Source organism: Streptomyces sp. NPDC047982, from assembly GCF_043204165.1.
Taxonomy (GTDB): domain Bacteria; phylum Actinomycetota; class Actinomycetes; order Streptomycetales; family Streptomycetaceae; genus Streptomyces.
The window spans coordinates 1-16,662 of sequence record NZ_JBIDBS010000011.1; the positions used below are offsets into that span (position 1 = coordinate 1).

12 protein-coding genes are annotated in these 16,662 nt (G+C 69.2%); 3 read left to right on the top strand and 9 right to left on the bottom strand.

The features are described 5' to 3' along the window. Positions 1-346: 346 nt before the first annotated feature. The 3 genes from ACGF2V_RS15610 to thyX all read right to left on the bottom strand — a co-directional run bounded on the left by ACGF2V_RS15610 (position 347) and on the right by thyX (position 3,951). The gene (locus ACGF2V_RS15610; RefSeq protein ID WP_362618567.1) at positions 347-2,032 is read right to left on the bottom strand and encodes a ribonuclease J; all 1,686 of its coding nucleotides are present in this window, start codon (positions 2,030-2,032) and stop codon (positions 347-349) included. Positions 2,033-2,161: 129 nt separating this feature from the next. Further along, positions 2,162-3,061, bottom strand: coding sequence for a 4-hydroxy-tetrahydrodipicolinate synthase (dapA, locus tag ACGF2V_RS15615; RefSeq protein WP_362618570.1), 900 nt, complete (start codon positions 3,059-3,061; stop codon positions 2,162-2,164). Between the two features lie 152 nt (positions 3,062-3,213). Then, complete coding sequence (gene thyX, locus ACGF2V_RS15620; protein ID WP_362618573.1) at positions 3,214-3,951, bottom strand: FAD-dependent thymidylate synthase; 738 nt, start codon at positions 3,949-3,951, stop codon at positions 3,214-3,216. Positions 3,952-4,137: 186 nt separating this feature from the next. On the opposite strand from thyX, the gene ACGF2V_RS15625 reads away from it, so the two are divergent. Both ACGF2V_RS15625 and ACGF2V_RS15630 read left to right on the top strand, forming a co-directional pair. Then, positions 4,138-4,374, top strand: a complete 237-nt coding sequence (locus ACGF2V_RS15625) for a hypothetical protein (RefSeq protein WP_362618575.1) — start codon at positions 4,138-4,140, stop codon at positions 4,372-4,374. 104 nt (positions 4,375-4,478) lie between these two features. Continuing rightward, a complete protein-coding gene (locus ACGF2V_RS15630; protein ID WP_362710353.1) occupies positions 4,479-5,045 on the top strand; it encodes a hypothetical protein in 567 nt (188 codons plus the stop codon). Between the two features lie 89 nt (positions 5,046-5,134). Here ACGF2V_RS15630 and ACGF2V_RS15635 read toward each other — a convergent pair whose 3' ends face one another. The 6 genes from ACGF2V_RS15635 to eccD all read right to left on the bottom strand — a co-directional run bounded on the left by ACGF2V_RS15635 (position 5,135) and on the right by eccD (position 12,360). Further along, the gene (locus ACGF2V_RS15635; RefSeq protein WP_362710350.1) at positions 5,135-5,632 is read right to left on the bottom strand and encodes a hypothetical protein; all 498 of its coding nucleotides are present in this window, start codon (positions 5,630-5,632) and stop codon (positions 5,135-5,137) included. Between the two features lie 12 nt (positions 5,633-5,644). Continuing rightward, positions 5,645-6,397 carry a 4-hydroxy-tetrahydrodipicolinate reductase gene (gene dapB / locus ACGF2V_RS15640; protein ID WP_362618583.1) on the bottom strand — a complete coding sequence of 251 codons (753 nt, stop codon included), beginning with the start codon at positions 6,395-6,397 and terminating at the stop codon, positions 5,645-5,647. A gap of 37 nt (positions 6,398-6,434) precedes the next feature. Next, on the bottom strand, positions 6,435-7,814 hold the full coding sequence (locus ACGF2V_RS15645) for a pitrilysin family protein (RefSeq protein WP_362710347.1): 1,380 nt from the start codon (positions 7,812-7,814) through the stop codon (positions 6,435-6,437). Beyond that, the gene (locus tag ACGF2V_RS15650; protein WP_362710344.1) at positions 7,811-10,048 is read right to left on the bottom strand and encodes a polyribonucleotide nucleotidyltransferase; all 2,238 of its coding nucleotides are present in this window, start codon (positions 10,046-10,048) and stop codon (positions 7,811-7,813) included. The genes ACGF2V_RS15645 and ACGF2V_RS15650 overlap by 4 nt, the downstream gene beginning before the upstream one ends. Positions 10,049-10,382: 334 nt before the next feature. Further along, positions 10,383-10,670: a 30S ribosomal protein S15 gene (gene rpsO, locus ACGF2V_RS15655; protein WP_362618589.1), complete on the bottom strand. Its 288-nt coding sequence runs from the start codon at positions 10,668-10,670 to the stop codon at positions 10,383-10,385. Between the two features lie 187 nt (positions 10,671-10,857). Beyond that, positions 10,858-12,360 (bottom strand): type VII secretion integral membrane protein EccD, encoded by a 1,503-nt coding sequence (gene eccD, locus ACGF2V_RS15660; protein WP_362618935.1) that lies wholly within the window; start codon positions 12,358-12,360, stop codon positions 10,858-10,860. A gap of 270 nt (positions 12,361-12,630) precedes the next feature. On the opposite strand from eccD, the gene eccCa reads away from it, so the two are divergent. Next, entirely contained in the window at positions 12,631-16,605 is a 3,975-nt protein-coding gene (gene eccCa / locus ACGF2V_RS15665) for a type VII secretion protein EccCa (RefSeq protein ID WP_362618591.1), read from the top strand. Positions 16,606-16,662 lie beyond the last annotated feature (57 nt).

The window sequence follows — 16,662 nt, forward strand, 5'->3', positions numbered from 1 at the left end:
GCGTTTCCGACTCTATCAGACTCTTTCGTGTCCGATTCCCGGTCGAAGCGGGTCCGCCTTCCAGTTCCACGCTTTCGCGTTTCCCTTTCCGGCGACTCCAACCTTACCAGATTCTTTTTCCGTTCCGTTTCCGGTCCGAATTTCAATTCCGGCGGCCGTTGGAAGGCCATTGCCTTTCGGCGGGCCCGACTTTATCAGAGATTCTGAGTCGGAATTCCGCTGCGCTGCAGGGTCACGGGCACACAAGTGCTTGTGGTGCTGAGCGGTCGGGCGGAGCCGTAAACGTACTGGAGCGGGGTGCCCCGATGCAAATCGTGGCACCCCGCTCCGGTTCACGTCCGCCGGGTCAGACCTCGACGACGACGGGAAGGATCATCGGACGCCGACGGTAGGTGTCCGAGACCCACTTCCCCACCGAGCGACGGACGAGCTGCTGGAGCTGGTGCGGCTCCACCACCCCGTCCTGCGCCGACTTGTTGAGCGCGTCTTCGATCTTCGGTACGACGGCGTCGAACGCGGAGTCGTCGATGCCGGATCCGCGGGCCTGGATGTAGGGGCCGCCGGTGATCTTGCCGGTGGTGCTGTCGACGACGACGAAGACCGAGATGATCCCCTCGTCACCGAGGATGCGGCGATCCTTGAGAGATGTCTCGGTGACGTCGCCGACCGAGAGCCCGTCGACGTACACGTAACCGGCCTGGACCTTGCCGACGATCTTGGCCCTGCCGTCGACCAGGTCGACGACGACGCCGTCCTCGGCGATCACGATGTGGTCCTTGGGCACGCCGGTGAGGGCCCCGAGTTCGGCGTTGGCCCTCAGGTGACGCCACTCGCCGTGCACCGGCATCAGGTTCTTCGGCTTGCAGATGTTGTAGAAGTACAGCAGCTCGCCGGCCGAGGCGTGCCCCGAGACGTGGACCTTGGCGTTGCCCTTGTGGACGACGTTGGCGCCCCAGCGGGTCAGGCCGTTGATCACACGGTAGACCGCGTTCTCGTTGCCCGGGATCAGCGACGACGCCAGGATCACGGTGTCGCCCTGGACGATCCGGATCTGGTGGTCGCGGTTCGCCATGCGTGACAGTGCGGCCATCGGCTCGCCCTGGGATCCCGTGCAGACCAGCACGACTTCGTCGTCGGGCAGATCGTCGAGGGTCTTGACGTCGACCACCAGGCCCGCAGGGACCCTCAGGTAGCCCAGGTCGCGGGCGATGCCCATGTTGCGCACCATCGAGCGCCCGACGAAGGCCACCCGGCGGCCGTACTCGTGGGCCGCGTCGAGGATCTGCTGGATGCGGTGCACGTGGCTGGCGAAGCTCGCCACGATGATGCGCTTGTGGGCGTTGGCGAAGACCGTGCGCAGGACGTTGGAGATGTCCCGCTCGGGCGGCACGAAGCCGGGGACCTCCGCATTGGTCGAGTCGGAGAGCAGCAGGTCGATGCCCTCCTCGCTCAGCCGGGCGAACGCGTGCAGGTCGGTGAGCCGGCCGTCCAGCGGGAGCTGGTCCATCTTGAAGTCACCGGTCGCGACGGCCATGCCCGCAGGGGTGCGGATGGCGACCGCGAGGGCGTCCGGGATGGAGTGGTTGACCGCGACGAACTCGCAGTCGAAGACGCCGATGCGCTCGCGCCTGCCCTCCTCGACCTCGAGGGTGTACGGGCGGATGCGGTGCTCCTGCAGCTTGGCCTCGATCAGTGCGAGGGTCAGCTTGGAGCCGATCAGGGGGATGTCCGGCTTCAGCCGCAGCAGATACGGGACACCACCGATGTGGTCTTCGTGGCCGTGCGTGAGGATGATCCCCTCGACCTCGTCGAGGCGGTCCCGGATCGTGGTGAAGTCCGGCAGGATCAGATCGACTCCGGGCTGCTCCTCCTCCGGGAAGAGGACGCCGCAGTCGACGATGAGCAGGCGGCCGTCGTACTCGAAGACCGTCATGTTGCGGCCGATCTCACCGAGGCCACCGAGCGGGGTGACGCGAAGGCCGCCCTTGGGAAGCTTCGGCGGGGCGCCGAGTTCGGGATGCGGATGACTCAAAAGACTCTCCTTACCACGCGCGCCACGTACCGCTTGGGCACGTGGCGCGCATGTCATTCGTGCACTTGCTGTTGTCTGCTATGTCGCTCTTAAGAGTTTTCTTCTTTTATTCAGTTTTGAAGTCCGTGGTCAGAGCTCTACCCCGCCGGCGGCGAGATCGATCTTGAGCTGCGCCGTCTCCTGTGCGGTGAGCTCGACCAGGGGCAGGCGCAGCGGGCCGGCGGGAAGGCCCTGGAGCGCCAGCGCGGCCTTGGTGGTGATCACACCCTGGGTGCGGAACATGCCGGTGAAGACCGGGAGGAGCTTCTGATGGATTTCCGTGGCCTTCTGCACGTCGCCGCCGAGGTACGCCTCGATCAGGGCACGCAGCTCGGGGGTGACGACGTGGCCGACGACGGAGACGAAGCCGACGGCGCCGACGGAGAGGAGCGGCAGGTTCAGCATGTCGTCGCCGGAGTACCAGGCGAGACCCGACCGGGAGATGGCCCAGCTCGCGCGGCCGAGGTCGCCCTTCGCGTCCTTGTTGGCGACGATGCGGGGGTGCTCGGAGAGCCGTACCAGCGTCTCCGTCTCGATGGGCACACCGCTACGGCCGGGGATGTCGTAGAGCATCACCGGGAGTCCGGTGGCATCGGCGATGGCCGTGAAGTGCCGGAAGAGGCCCTCCTGCGGCGGCTTGTTGTAGTACGGCGTCACCGCGAGCAGGCCGTGCGCGCCGGAGCGTTCGGCCGTGCGGGCGAGTTCGACGCTGTGCCGGGTGTCGTTGGTGCCGATGCCGGCCACGACATGGGCCCGGTCCCCCACTGCTTCCAGGACCGCCCTGACGAGCCGGTCCTTCTCCGCGTCGCTGGTGGTCGGGGACTCGCCGGTGGTGCCGTTGACGATCAGGCCGTCGTTGCCTGCGTCCACCAGGTGGGTGGCGAGCCGCTGGGCGCCGTCGAGGTCGAGTGCGCCGTCCGCCGTGAAGGGCGTGACCATGGCGGTGAGGACCCTCCCGAAGGGGGTCTGCGGAGTGGAGATCGGAGCCATGGGTAACACGCTACTCGCTGCTCAGGGCCCGCGGACCCCTCGGGGGGACACACCATAGGAGCCCGGCACTGCCTGCTCGGGGGTTCAGGCAGTGCCGGGTCCGTTTGATCAGCCTAGATGAACTTCACGAAACGCCGCAATATGGACACCGCTTACGGGGCGACGCGTCCGTTTTTGTTGAAGGCTGCATGGGTGAGCGGCATGAGCCGGGCCCAGTGCTCCTCCATCCGCTGCCCCACCATCTCGATCTCCCGCTGCGGGAAGGACGGCACCTTCGCCAGCTCGTGCTGGGTGCGCAGACCGAGGAAGTGCATCAGCGAGCGTGCGTTGCACGTGGCGTACATCGAGGAGTACAGGCCGACGGGGAGCACCGAACGGGCGACCTCGCGGGCCACCCCGGCGGCGAGCATCTCCTGGTACGCCTCGTACGCCTGGCGGTACGAGTCCTCCATGACCCGGCCGGTGAGCTCGTGCTGGGCCTGCGTGCCCTCGACGAACTCGTACTTGCCGGGACGGCCCTGCTGGACGAGCCTGCGCGACTCGTCCGGGACGTAGAAGACCGGCTCCAGCCGGCGGTAACGGCCCGATTCCTCGTTGTACGACCAGCCCACGCGGTGGCGCATGAACTCGCGGAACACGAAGATCGGGGCGCTGATGAAGAAGGTCATCGAGTTGTGCTCGAACGGGCTGCCGTGCCGGTCGCGCATCAGGAAGTTGATGAGCCCCTTGGAGCGCTCCGGGTCCTTGGTGACCTCCTCCAGGGACTGCTCCCCGGCTGTGGAGACACGGGCCGCGAACAGGACGTCGGCGTCGCCAGCGGAGTGTTTCACCAGGTCGACGGTGACATCGCTGCGGAAGCTGGGCTTTGCGGGCTCGGGGGTCTCGGTCACCGGCGGGGTCCTTCCAATCGCGTCGCTCGGGCGGCGCCCACTCTACGGGCCACCACCGACAACGCCGTCCGGAAGGTTCGCCATGGGATTTCTTCGGTGAATTCGGCGATTCGGGGCACCAAACGGGCCCGTCGTGCGTCTGTCTCAATAGCAGCACCGATCACAGAGTTCAAGGAGAGCTTCCTCATGTTCCGCCGGCGCGAGTCCGTCCCGTTCTCGTTCGTGGCCGAGGCCGACAGGTTCCGCAGCAACGTCACGCCGCCCCCGCGGGAGCGCGCCAGCGTCTCCCAGCTGGCCGCCCACTCGCTCGTCGGGCTCACGATCGTCGCGGGTCTCGTCGGCTCCCTGGTGCTGGGCATGCCCGCCCTGAGCCCGCAGAGCGAGTCGCACGCCCAGCAGACCGAGGCCGCGAACGGCCCCTGAACGGCCCTGCCCCGTACAGGGCCCCTGGGTTGGTCGGGCCGACGATCTCCTCGATAGCCTCACCGGGCACAGCAATCGAGCGTGCTTATGAGTGAGGATCAGTCGTGCCCCTGCCCTTCCTGACGGACGACCGCGCGTTTGACGCGGGCGCTGAGGACGTAGCGCCGCCGTTCGACGACCACGACAGCTGGCGGCGTCCGTACCGCCCCGGGCCCTGGCGGGTCGCGGCCGCGGCCGCCCTGCTGCTGCTCGCGTCGTTCATCCTCCTCGCGGGGGTCATCACCGCGTTCGCCGGGGCGGTGTCGGGTGCGGTCGTGTGCCTGGGGCTCGCCGCCGCCGTCATCGCCTCCGCCCTGCGGCTGCTGCGGATGGGCGCCTGGGTGAGTCGGCACGGGGTGCGCAGAGTGCGCTTCTTCACAACGACGACGGTGTCGTGGGACCGGGTCTCGACGGTCCGCACGGTTCAGCAGCCGGTGCGGTGGCTGGGGCTCCCGCGCACGGTGCAGGGTCAGGCGCTGGTTGTCGTCCGCCGGGGCGTCGAGGCGATGGAGCCGTTGCTCACCGACGGCAACGCGGACTTCCTGGGACGGCCCGACGCGTTCGACCGTGCCGCCGACACGGTCGAGGTGTGGGGGGACGAGTATCGGCGGGACCGAGAGCCTGTCGGGTGACCTCTGAGCGGGCGGCCACGCCCGGTCATCGCTCGGGCCCGGCGGCCGTCCACGGCTGCCGGGCCCGAGCCCGTTCGTCAGGCCCCCGTTCAGGCGCCGGAGGGGTGCGATCCGGCGGTCTTCGCGCCCTTGCCGGTCCGGGCGGGCGTCGCCCGCGCGTGCAGGGCGATGGCGCGCTGCATGGCCTTCCGGGCCCTGGGGGTGTCCCTGGCGTCCTGGTAGGCGACGGCCAGCCGGAACCAGCAGCGCCAGTCGTCCGGGGAATCCTCCGTCTCCGCACGGCGCCGGTCGAACACGGCGTCGGCCGAATCGCGGTCGATACGGCCGGAGGGGGTGCGGGCCAGTTCGTCGACCGGGAGCCCGCCCTCCGCGTCGAGTTCCGCCGCCAGCGCGTTGGCCCGCGCCACGAACCGGGTGTTCTTCCAGAGGAACCAGACACCGATCACCGGCAGGATCAGCACCGCGACCCCGAAGGCCACCGTGAGCGGGGTGCCGTGCTCGATGAGCAGGACGCCACGGCTGCCGACCAGGAAGAAGTAGAAGACCAGGACGGCGGCGGTGACGAAGTACGTGATCTTTGCGCGCATGGCGGGGCCCAGTCAGTCCAGGTCGAGGAAGTGTTCCAGGCCGAACGTGAGCCCGGGGGTGGTCACCACGCGGCGGACGCCGAGCAGGATGCCCGGCATGAAGCTGCTGTGGTGCAGGGAGTCGTGCCGGATCGTGAGGGTCTCGCCCTCGCCGCCGAGCAGCACCTCCTGGTGGGCGAGGAGGCCGCGGAGCCGGACCGCGTGGACCGGGACCCCGTCGACGTCCGCGCCGCGCGCGCCCTCCAGGGCCGTGACGGTGGCATCCGGCTGCGGGGCGCAGCCTGCCTTCCGCCGGGCCTCGGCGATCAGCTGGGCGGTGCGGGTCGCCGTGCCCGAGGGGGCGTCGGCCTTGTTCGGGTGGTGCAGCTCGACGACTTCGACGGACTCGAAATAGCGGGCGGCCTGCTGCGCGAACCTCATCGTGAGGACGGCGCCGATGGAGAAGTTCGGCGCGATGAGCACCCCGGTCTCCGGGAAGGAGGCCAGCCATGCGTTCAGCTGCGCGAGCCGCTCGTCGGTCCAGCCCGTGGTGCCCACGACGGCGTGGATGCCGTGCCGTACGCAGAAGTCGAGGTTGCCCATCACCGACCCGGGGGTGGTGAGTTCGACGACGGCCTGGGCGCCGGACTCCACGAGGGTCTCCAGCTTGTCGCCCCGGCCCAGGGCGGCCACCAGCTCCATGTCGTCGGCGGCATCGACGGCTCGTACGGCCTCGGCCCCGATGCGGCCCTTGGCGCCGAGAACGGCCACGCGCAGCTTGCTCATGTGCTCTGCTTCCTTACCGGTTCGGTGAGGTCTCGTGCTACGAGACCGCTTCTTCGAGGCGGTCGGCCTGCTTGTCCTTGAGCGGGCCGATGACGGAGAGCGAGGGGCGGCGTCCGAGGACCTCGCCCGCGACCGCGCGGACGTCATCGGGAGTGACCTGCGCCATCCGGTCCAGCATGTCGTCGACCGACATCTGGTCGCCCCAGCACAGCTCGCTCTTGCCTATGCGGTTCATCAGCGCGCCGGTGTCCTCCAGGCCGAGGACCGTGGAGCCGGAGAGCTGACCGATCGCCCTGCCGATCTCCTCGTCGCTCAGCCCCTCGGACGCTACCCGGTCCAGCTCGTCGCGGCAGATCTTGAGGACGTCGTGGACCTGGCTGGGCCGGCAGCCCGCGTACACGCCGAACAGGCCGCAGTCGGCGAACCCGGAGGTGTACGAGTAGACGCTGTAGGCGAGGCCGCGCTTCTCCCGTACCTCCTGGAAGAGGCGTGAACTCATGCCGCCACCGAGCGCGGTGCTGAGGACCCCGAGGGCCCAGCGGCGCTCGTCGGTGCGGGACAGTCCGGGCATGCCGAGGACGACGTGGGCCTGCTCGGTCCTGCGGTTGAGCAGTTCGACGCGGCCCGCGGTGCGCAGGGCGCGGGAGCCGGTGCGCGGACCGACCGGGACGGCGTCGGTGCGCGACAGGGCACCGGCGCGTTCGAACGCCTTGCGGACCTGGCGTACGACCGTGGCGTGGTCGATGTTGCCCGCGGCGGCGACGACCAGGCGGGTGGGGTCGTAGTGCCTCTTGTAGAAGCGGGCGATCCGGTCGCGGTCGAGCGCGTTGACGGTGTCGACGGTGCCGAGGACCGGGCGGCCGAGGGGGGTGTCGCCGAGCAGGGTGTGCGCGAACAGGTCGTGCACGCAGTCGCCCGGGTCGTCCTCCGTCATGGCGATCTCCTCGAGGATGACACCGCGCTCGGCGTCGACGTCCTCGGGGGTGATCAGCGAGCCGGTGAGCATGTCGCAGACGACGTCGATGGCCAGCGGCAGGTCGGTGTCCAGGACCCGCGCGTAGTAGCAGGTGTACTCCTTCGCCGTGAAGGCGTTCATCTCGCCACCGACCGCGTCGATGGCGGCGGAGATGTCGAGGGCGCTGCGCCGGGCGGTGCCCTTGAAGAGGAGGTGTTCGAGGTAGTGGGTCGCGCCGTTGAGGGCGGGGGTCTCGTCGCGGGATCCGACGTTGGCCCAGATCCCGAAGGTGGCGGAACGGACGGAGGGCAGGGTCTCGGTGACGACGCGCAGGCCGCCGGGCAGGACGGTGCGGCGCACCGTTCCGACGCCGCCTGTGCCCTTGAGGAGCGTTTGGGTACGGGCGACGGCCCGCGCCTTCGAGGAGGCACGGGCCGTCGTCCGGGAACTACGGGACGTCACTTGGCGGCGTCGTCCTTCTTCTCGGCGCCCGCGGCAGAGCCGCTGTCGGACTCGGCGCCCTCGATGACGGGGACGAGGGAGAGCTTGCCCCGGGAGTCGATCTCGGCGATCTCCACCTGGACCTTGGTGCCGACACCGAGCACGTCCTCGACGTTCTCCACGCGCTTGCCGCCGGCGAGCTTGCGGATCTGCGAGATGTGCAGCAGGCCGTCCTTGCCGGGCATGAGGGAGACGAACGCACCGAAGGTGGTGGTCTTCACGACCGTGCCAAGGTAGCGCTCGCCGACCTCCGGCATGGTCGGGTTGGCGATCGAGTTGATCGTGGCACGGGCGGCCTCGGCGGCCGGGCCGTCGGCGGCACCGATGTAGATGGTGCCGTCGTCCTCGATCGTGATGTCGGCGCCGGTGTCCTCCTGGATCTGGTTGATCATCTTGCCCTTGGGGCCGATGACCTCGCCGATCTTGTCCACCGGGATCTTGACGGTGATGATCCGCGGGGCGTTCGGGGACATCTCGTCCGGGACGTCGATGGCCTCGTTCATCACGTCGAGGATGTGGAGGCGGGCGTCGCGGGCCTGCTTCAGCGCGGCGGCCAGGACCGAGGCGGGGATGCCGTCGAGCTTGGTGTCGAGCTGGAGCGCGGTGACGAACTGCTTCGTACCGGCGACCTTGAAGTCCATGTCACCGAAGGCGTCCTCCGCACCGAGGATGTCGGTGAGGGCGACGTAGTGGGTCTTGCCGTCGATCTCCTGGGAGATCAGGCCCATGGCGATACCGGCGACGGCGGCCTTGAGCGGCACACCGGCGTTCAGCAGCGACATGGTGGAGGCGCAGACCGAGCCCATGGACGTCGAGCCGTTGGAGCCCAGTGCCTCGGAGACCTGGCGGATCGCGTAGGGGAACTCCTCGCGCGTCGGCAGCACCGGCACGATGGCGCGCTCGGCGAGCGCGCCGTGGCCGATCTCGCGGCGCTTGGGCGAGCCCACGCGGCCGGTCTCGCCGACGGAGTAGGGCGGGAAGTTGTAGTTGTGCATGTAGCGCTTGCGGGTCACCGGGGAGAGGGTGTCCAGCTGCTGCTCCATGCGCAGCATGTTGAGGGTGGTCACGCCCAGGATCTGGGTCTCGCCGCGCTCGAACAGCGCCGAGCCGTGCACCCGCGGGATGGCCTCGACCTCGGCGGCGAGCGTACGGATGTCCGTGACGCCACGGCCGTCGATGCGGACCTTGTCCTTGATGACGCGCTCGCGGACCAGCTTCTTGGTCAGCGCGCGGTACGCGGCGGAGATCTCCTTCTCGCGGCCCTCGAAGGCCGGGAGCAGCTTCTCGGCGGCGATCTCCTTGACGCGGTCCAGCTCGGCCTCGCGGTCCTGCTTGCCCGCGATGGTGAGCGCCTGGGCCAGCTCGGAGGTCACGGCGTCGGCGAGGGCCGCGTAGACGTCGTCCTGGTAGTCCAGGAAGACCGGGAAGTCGCCGGTGGGCTTGGCGGCCTTGGCGGCGAGGTCCGACTGAGCCTTGCAGAGGACCTTGATGAACGGCTTCGCGGCTTCGAGACCGGCGGCGACGACCTCTTCGGTCGGAGCCTCGGCGCCGTCCTTGACGAGCTGGATGGTCTTCTCGGTGGCCTCGGCCTCGACCATCATGATCGCGACGTCGCCGTCCTCCAGGACACGGCCGGCGACGACCATGTCGAAGACGGCGTCCTCCAGCTCGGTGTGCGTCGGGAAGGCGACCCACTGGCCCTTGATCAGGGCGACGCGGGTGCCGCCGACCGGACCGGAGAAGGGCAGGCCGGCGAGCTGCGTGGAGCAGGAGGCGGCGTTGATCGCGACCACGTCGTACAGGTGGTCGGGGTTGAGCGCCATGACCGTCTCGACGATCTGGACCTCGTTGCGCAGGCCCTTCTTGAAGGAGGGGCGCAGCGGGCGGTCGATCAGGCGGCAGGTGAGGATGGCGTCCTCGGAGGGACGGCCCTCACGGCGGAAGAAGGAGCCGGGGATCTTGCCTGCGGCGTACTGCCGCTCCTCGACGTCCACCGTCAGGGGGAAGAAGTCGAGCTGGTCCTTGGGCTTCTTGGAAGCGGTGGTGGCCGACAGCACCATGGTGTCGTCGTCCAGGTACGCCACGGCGGAGCCGGCGGCCTGCCTGGCCAGGCGGCCCGTCTCGAAGCGGATGGTGCGGGTGCCGAAGGTGCCGTTGTCGATCACGGCTTCGGCGTAGTGGGTCTCGTTCTCCACTAGCGTTTTCTCCTACATGTCGTCTTCTCGTCCCCCGCGCCCGTGTGGCGGGGGGACTGTTGCGGAGAAGCGCTCCTTCGACGGGCCGGTCTTCGATCGAAGCACCCGGTTGGTGGGTCCGGGAGCCACTACCGAGGACCGGCGGCGGGGAGTTTCGCTTCTCGCTCGTCCGCGGGACGTTTCTGCGACCAGGTTACTGAGATCCGGGTCGGCTTGGCATTCCGGCTGTGCGGGTCGGCCCGCCACGACCCGCACATGTGCGTGTACGCACAACTGTACGTACGGCAAAGGGAGCGGTCCCCTCAGTTGCGGGAACCGCTCCCCTCATGGTGTCTTACTTGGCGCCGGCCGCACCGCGACGGATGCCGAGGCGGTCGACCAGCGTACGGAAGCGCTGGATGTCCTTCTTGGCAAGGTACTGCAGCAGGCGGCGGCGCTGGCCGACCAGGATCAGCAGACCACGGCGGGAGTGGTGGTCGTGCTTGTGCGTCTTGAGGTGCTCCGTCAGGTCCGAGATGCGACGGGAGAGCATCGCGACCTGGACCTCGGGGGAACCGGTGTCACCCTCCTTGGTGGCGAACTCGGCCATGATCTGCTTCTTCGTAGCGGCGTCGAGCGACACGCGGTACTCCTCTTCGGTGTTCGAGCGCCCGCGAGTGCCCCTGTCTTGGTACCAGGGGGGCTTCCGTTACTCGGGGGCGAGGGTCCGATGGGCGCTGCTCCCAGGATGATCCGGGAGCGCGTACACAAACGGCCGTCACACAGCGTACCAGTCGCTGAGACCCCGGCCGCCCGTGGTACCGGGCGGATCAGCTGGTGAGTGCGCGGATCGAGTGGTAGACGTCGAAAACGGCGAGGCACAGCGGCAGCAGCGTCAGGAGCACGCACGCTTCGGCGATCTCCAGGAAGCGCCCCCAGAACGGGGTGACTCCCTTGCGCGGCACGATCAGCCCTACGGCAGTGATCAGCGCGGCGACGCCCGCCACCGCGGCGGTGAGCCAGATCGTACGGATGTCGAGCCCGGCGGTCTCCCCCTTGAACGCCTCGCGCACCAGCGTCGCCGGCGGGTTGAGGGACAGTCCGACGCCGAGGAGCACCAGTGCGCCGAGGCCCGCCGCCAGGGCGCAGCCGACCTGGGCCGTGTAACGGAACAGGTGGGCGCGCATCAGCATGGCGATGCCGGTGGCGAGGGCCAGCAGCTGGCCCCAGATGCTGTCCGAGATGCCGAGCACGGCTGCGGCTCCCACGGCCACCAGCGCGCATCCGCCGACCAGACCGAGGAGCAGCTCGTGGCCACGCCGCGCCTGAGCGGCGATGCGGTCGGCGTCGACCGGGCCCTGCGGCTCCGGGTCGGACGTCCCGTAGTCACCGACGGTGGTACGCGGCGGCTCGAAGCCGATGGGGAGGCGGGCGAAGCGGGTGGAAAGTCCAGGCAGGAAGGCGAGGAGCCCCACGGAGAGGGGGGCACACACGGCCGCGGTCTCGGCCGGCTCCATACCGGTCATGATCGCGACGAAGGTCACCAGCACGCCGATGGCAGCGGCGAACACGAACGCGACGAAGGTGCCGTCGCCTTCGGGTGCGGCGATCATGAGGATCACCGCCGCCACCAGCACGGCGGCGCAGGCGAGCAGGAACTGGAGCCTGCCGGTGCCCTGGCCCTCGCTGAGCGGCAACAGACCGGCCCCGGCGACCGCCGCGTTCGCGAGTACGCCGATCCCCAGCGCGATGGACGATCCACGGTCGGAGTACACACGCGCACGTACGCAGGCGAGCGCGAGAAGGAGTACGGCGGTGACGGCGGCCAGGATGCCCGGCAGGCCGTGCATGTCGTGCCGGACGTCGGAGTTCCACAGCACGAATCCGAGCAGGACCAGCAGGACCGATCCGCCGAAGAGCCCGGCCGATCGCGTGAGGCTGTCGCCCCAGAGAGTGCGGTCCCGGGCGACTGCGGTGGCGACGGCGTCGGAGACGTCGTCGAAGACCGCGGGGGGCAGCGACTCGGAGAAGGGCCGCAGGGACAGCAGCTCGCCGTCGAGGATGCGCTGGCCGGCCAGGGTGCGCCCGCCGTCGAGGACGGTGCCGTCGCGGCGGACCAGGTGATAGCCGACCGGCGCGCCCTGGGCGGGGCTCTGTCCCGACAACCGGAGGATCTCCGGGTAGAGGTCCGCGACGGGGATGTCCTCGGGTAGTGCCACGTCGACGCGGCTGTCGGGTGCGACGACCGTGACCCGGCAGAAACCGGTTCCGTTGCCGGCCGGAACTCCGGGACCCGGCCTACCGGCTCCGGTAGCCGCCATTTGGGCCGTCATAGTCACGTGCTGCTCCCCCTCATGGTTCTTCTGCCTCCTGGAACGCACCCCCGGTGTCATGGGCCCGACCCGCGTCCCGATGGATCACGCCGTCAACCGCGTCCCGAATGACCCATTTTTTTGCGGTAGTTAGCGGATGCGTACACGCGTTGCGACACCCTACCGCCCTCGGGCCATCCCCTACGCCAGTAGGATCCTCCCGCGGACGGAGCAAGTCGCCACGGGGGCGCCGATAGGAACAGCACCGTCCGGCAAGGGAATTGGTGAGCTGTGAGCCAGATTGTCGTCAAGCGCCCACCGCGGGCCCTCCCCTCCGAAGTCCCGGGCGAGCAGGTGCAGTTGCAACCTCCGCCCGAGCTGCCTCGCGGCCAGCAGGAGGGGGTGATGATGCAGCTGCTGCCGATGCTCGGCATGGGCGGTTCCGTCGTCTTCTTCTTCATGACGCCGAACCCGGTCATGCGGATCATGGGCATGATCATGATCGCGTCCACGGTCGCCATGGCCATTGCGATGATCATTCGCTTCCGGCGCGGCACCCAGGGTCAGCTCGCGGACATGCGGCGCGATTACCTCAAATATCTGACCCAGACCAGGCGCGCAGTGCTGAAGACGGCCCGCGAGCAGCGCGACGCGCAGTTCTATCTCCACCCGTCGCCGGAACAGCTGTGGGCGCTCGTCGCCGAGGGCAGCCGGGTGTGGGAGCGCCGCGTCGGTGACGCGGACTTCGCGCACGTACGCATCGGCCTGGGCAGTCAGGAACTCGCCACGCCGCTCGTCGCGCCCGACACCGCGCCGGTCGATGAGCTGGAGCCGCTGACCGCCGGGGCGATGCAGCAGTTCATCACGACCCACAGCACGCTGGACGGCCTGCCGATGGCGGTCTCGCTGCGCGCCTTCTACCACCTGACGATCAGCGGCGAGGCGGAGTCCGCGCGCTCCACGGCCCGCGCGATGGTCGGTGCGCTTGCCTCGCTGCACTCCCCCGAGGACCTGATCATCGCCGTCGCGACCGGCCGGGACGCCGCCCCGCAGTGGGAATGGACGAAGTGGCTCCCGCACGTGCAGGTCCTGGGCTCCGTCGACGGTGCCGGCAGCCGTCGCCTGATCACCACGAGTGTCGAGGAGCTGGAGGAGATGCTCGCGGGCCATCTCGACGGCCGACCGCGCTTCCAGCCCGATGGCCAGCCACTCCTGGAGCAGCCCCATGTCGTCGTCGTGCTCGACGGCCAGTCCGTACCGGCGACATCCGCGCTCGCCGCGGCCGAGGGCCTTCAGGGCGTGACGGTCGTCGAGATCGTCACGGGTCAGGTCAACGGAGCACGCGGCGGTCTCTCCATCGTGGTGGACCCCCACTCGCTGCAGTTGGAGTCCGGACACGGTCTGGTGTACGACGGCCTTCCCGACCTGCTGAGTCACGAGGCCGCCGAAGCACTCGCCCGGCAACTGGCCCCGCTCCACGTGGCCTCGGGCGGCGACGACGACGAACCGCTGCTCGCCAACCTGGAGTTCACCGATCTGCTGAATCTCGGCGACGCCGCCTCGGTCGACGTGAGCCGGACCTGGCGGGCTCGCTCGCAGGCGGAGCGGCTGCGTGTCCCGATCGGCGTCGGCGAGGACGGCGGTCCGGTGATGCTGGACCTCAAGGAGGCGGCGCAGGAGGGCATGGGGCCGCACGGCCTGTGCGTCGGCGCTACCGGTTCCGGTAAGTCCGAGCTGCTCCGTACGCTCGTACTGGGCCTTGCCGTCACCCACACCTCGGAGACGCTCAACTTCGTCCTCGCGGACTTCAAGGGCGGTGCCACCTTCGCCGGCATGGCGCAGATGCCCCACGTCGCAGCGGTGATCACCAACCTCGCGGACGACCTGACGCTGGTGGACCGCATGGGTGACTCCATCAGCGGTGAGCTCAACCGCCGCCAGGAGATGCTGCGCGACGCGGGCAACTACGCCAACATCCACGACTACGAGAAGGCGCGCGCCGCGGGAGCCCCGCTGCAGCCCATTCCCTCCCTCGTCCTGGTCATCGACGAGTTCAGCGAACTACTCACGGCCAAACCTGACTTCATCGAGATGTTCGTGCAGATCGGGCGCATCGGCCGTTCGCTGGGCGTCCATCTGCTGCTGGCCTCGCAGCGCCTCGAAGAGGGACGGCTGCGCGGCCTGGAGACCTATCTGTCGTACCGGATCGGTCTGCGTACGTTCTCCGCGGGCGAGTCCCGGGCGGCGCTGGGTGTGCCCGATGCATACCACCTGCCCAATGTTCCCGGTTCCGGCTACCTGAAGTACGGCACGGACGAGATGGTGCGGTTCAAGGCCGCGTACGTCTCCGGGGTGTACCGCTCGGGCGCCCAGCCGACCGCTTCCTCCGGCCCTCTGCCGGTGGACCGCAGGCCGGTGGTGTTCACGGCGGCTCCGGTGCCGGTGCAGTACGTACAGCCGAGCCCGCAGGCCGGGGCCGTCGTACCCGATGCGCGTACGGCGGAGGACGACGCTCTGGCGGACACGGTGCTCGACGTGATCGTGCGCCGACTGGAGGGCCGGGGGGCCTCGGCGCACCAGGTCTGGCTGCCTCCGCTGGACAACCCGCCGTCGCTGGACGAGCTCCTGCCGGGGCTGTCCGCGGTCGAGGGCCGTGGGCTGACCCAGCCCGGGTTCGAGGGATCGGGCCGCCTCGTCGTACCGCTGGGCGTGGTCGACAAGCCGTACGAGCAGCGGCGCGACACGCTCTACCGGGACTTCTCCGGTGCGGCGGGCCATATGCAGATCACCGGTGGTCCGCAGTCGGGCAAGTCCACGCTGCTGCGCACACTCATCGCGGGCTTCGCACTCACCCACACGCCCCACGAGGTCCAGTTCTACGGGCTCGACTTCGGTGGCGGCGGCATGGCCTCGATCGCCGGTCTGCCGCACGTCGGCGGGATCGCGTCCCGGCTCGACCCGGAGCGGGTGCGTCGTACCGTCTCCGAGGTGTACGGGATCATGGCGCGGCGTGAGGAGTACTTCCGCAGCGCGGGCATCGACTCCATCGCCACCTTCCGCAGGCTGCGGGCGCGCGGCGAGATCTCGGTGACGGACCAGCCTTGGGGCGACGTGTTCCTGATCATCGACGGCTGGGGCAACTTCCGTACGGACTATGAGGGCCTGGAAGCGGCGGCCGTGGACATCGCGGCGCGCGGCCTCGGATACGGCATCCATCTGATCGTCACGGCGTCACGCTCCATGGAGGTCCGGGCGAACCTCAAGGACCACCTGATGAACCGGCTCGAGCTGCGGCTCGGTGACGTCATGGACTCCGAACTGGACCGCAAGGTCGCGGTCAACGTGCCGGCCGGCGTGCCCGGTCGTGGTCTCACGCCGGAGAAGCTGCACTTCATGGCCGCGGTACCGCGGATCGACGGCATCAACTCCGACAGCGACCTCTCCGAAGCGACGGCGGCCATGAACCAGGAGGTCTCACGGCACTGGACCGCGGCGCCCGCCCCGGCGGTCCGTCTGCTGCCCCGCGAACTCCCGGTGCACGAACTGCCCGCGGGCTACGCGCATCCGGAGCGGGGCATCGCGTTCGGTATCGACGAAAACAACCTGGAGCCGGTCTTCCTCGACTTCGAGCGCGACCCGTTCTTCCTGGTCTTCGGCGAGAGCGAGTCCGGCAAGTCCAATCTACTGCGGCTGCTCATCAAGCAGTTGACCGAGAGGTACGAGGGGAACGCCTGCAAGTTCTTCGTCATCGACAACCGGCGAGCACTGCTGGACGCCACCCCCGCGACGCACCTGGCGGAGTACGTGCCCATGTCCAACGACATGGAGCACCACGTGGACGCGCTGTACAACCTGATGAAGCGCCGTACGCCGTCGCCCGACGTCACGGCGCAGGAACTGCGCGATCGCAGCTGGTGGAGCGGCCCGACGGTGTACGTGGTCGTCGACGACTACGACCTGGTCTCCACGTCCAGCGGGAACCCGATGGCCAGGCTCGCGGAGATGCTGCCGTTCGCACGTGACGTCGGCGTCCGGTTCATCATCGCCCGCAGCACGGCGGGGGCCGGACGTGCCCTGTACGAGCCGTTCATGCAGCGCATCATAGAGCTGGGCGCGCAGGGCCTGATGCTCTCGGGCGACCCCATCGAGGGGGATGTTCTCGGCAACGTACGGCCTCGCCCGATGCCTCCGGGGCGCGGGGTCTTCGTCACGCGGCGGCGGGGGAATCCGCTGGTGCAGTCGGGGCTCATGGACGGGGAGCGGTAGGAGTGGGTGCGGAGGCGGGGCGACGCGGGTGACCGGTGGCGGTCGCAATGCGTGGTG

What these genes read in the sequence shown, in the direction of transcription:
- dapB (WP_362618583.1), bottom strand. Translation starts at nt 6,397, where the DNA reads ATGAGCAAGCTGCGCGTGGCCGTTCTCGGCGCCAAGGGCCGCATCGGG.
- ACGF2V_RS15635 (WP_362710350.1), bottom strand. Translation starts at nt 5,632, where the DNA reads ATGCGCGCAAAGATCACGTACTTCGTCACCGCCGCCGTCCTGGTCTTC.
- dapA (WP_362618570.1), bottom strand. Translation starts at nt 3,061, where the DNA reads ATGGCTCCGATCTCCACTCCGCAGACCCCCTTCGGGAGGGTCCTCACC.
- eccD (WP_362618935.1), bottom strand. Translation starts at nt 12,360, where the DNA reads ATGACGGCCCAAATGGCGGCTACCGGAGCCGGTAGGCCGGGTCCCGGA.
- ACGF2V_RS15625 (WP_362618575.1), top strand. Translation starts at nt 4,138, where the DNA reads ATGTTCCGCCGGCGCGAGTCCGTCCCGTTCTCGTTCGTGGCCGAGGCC.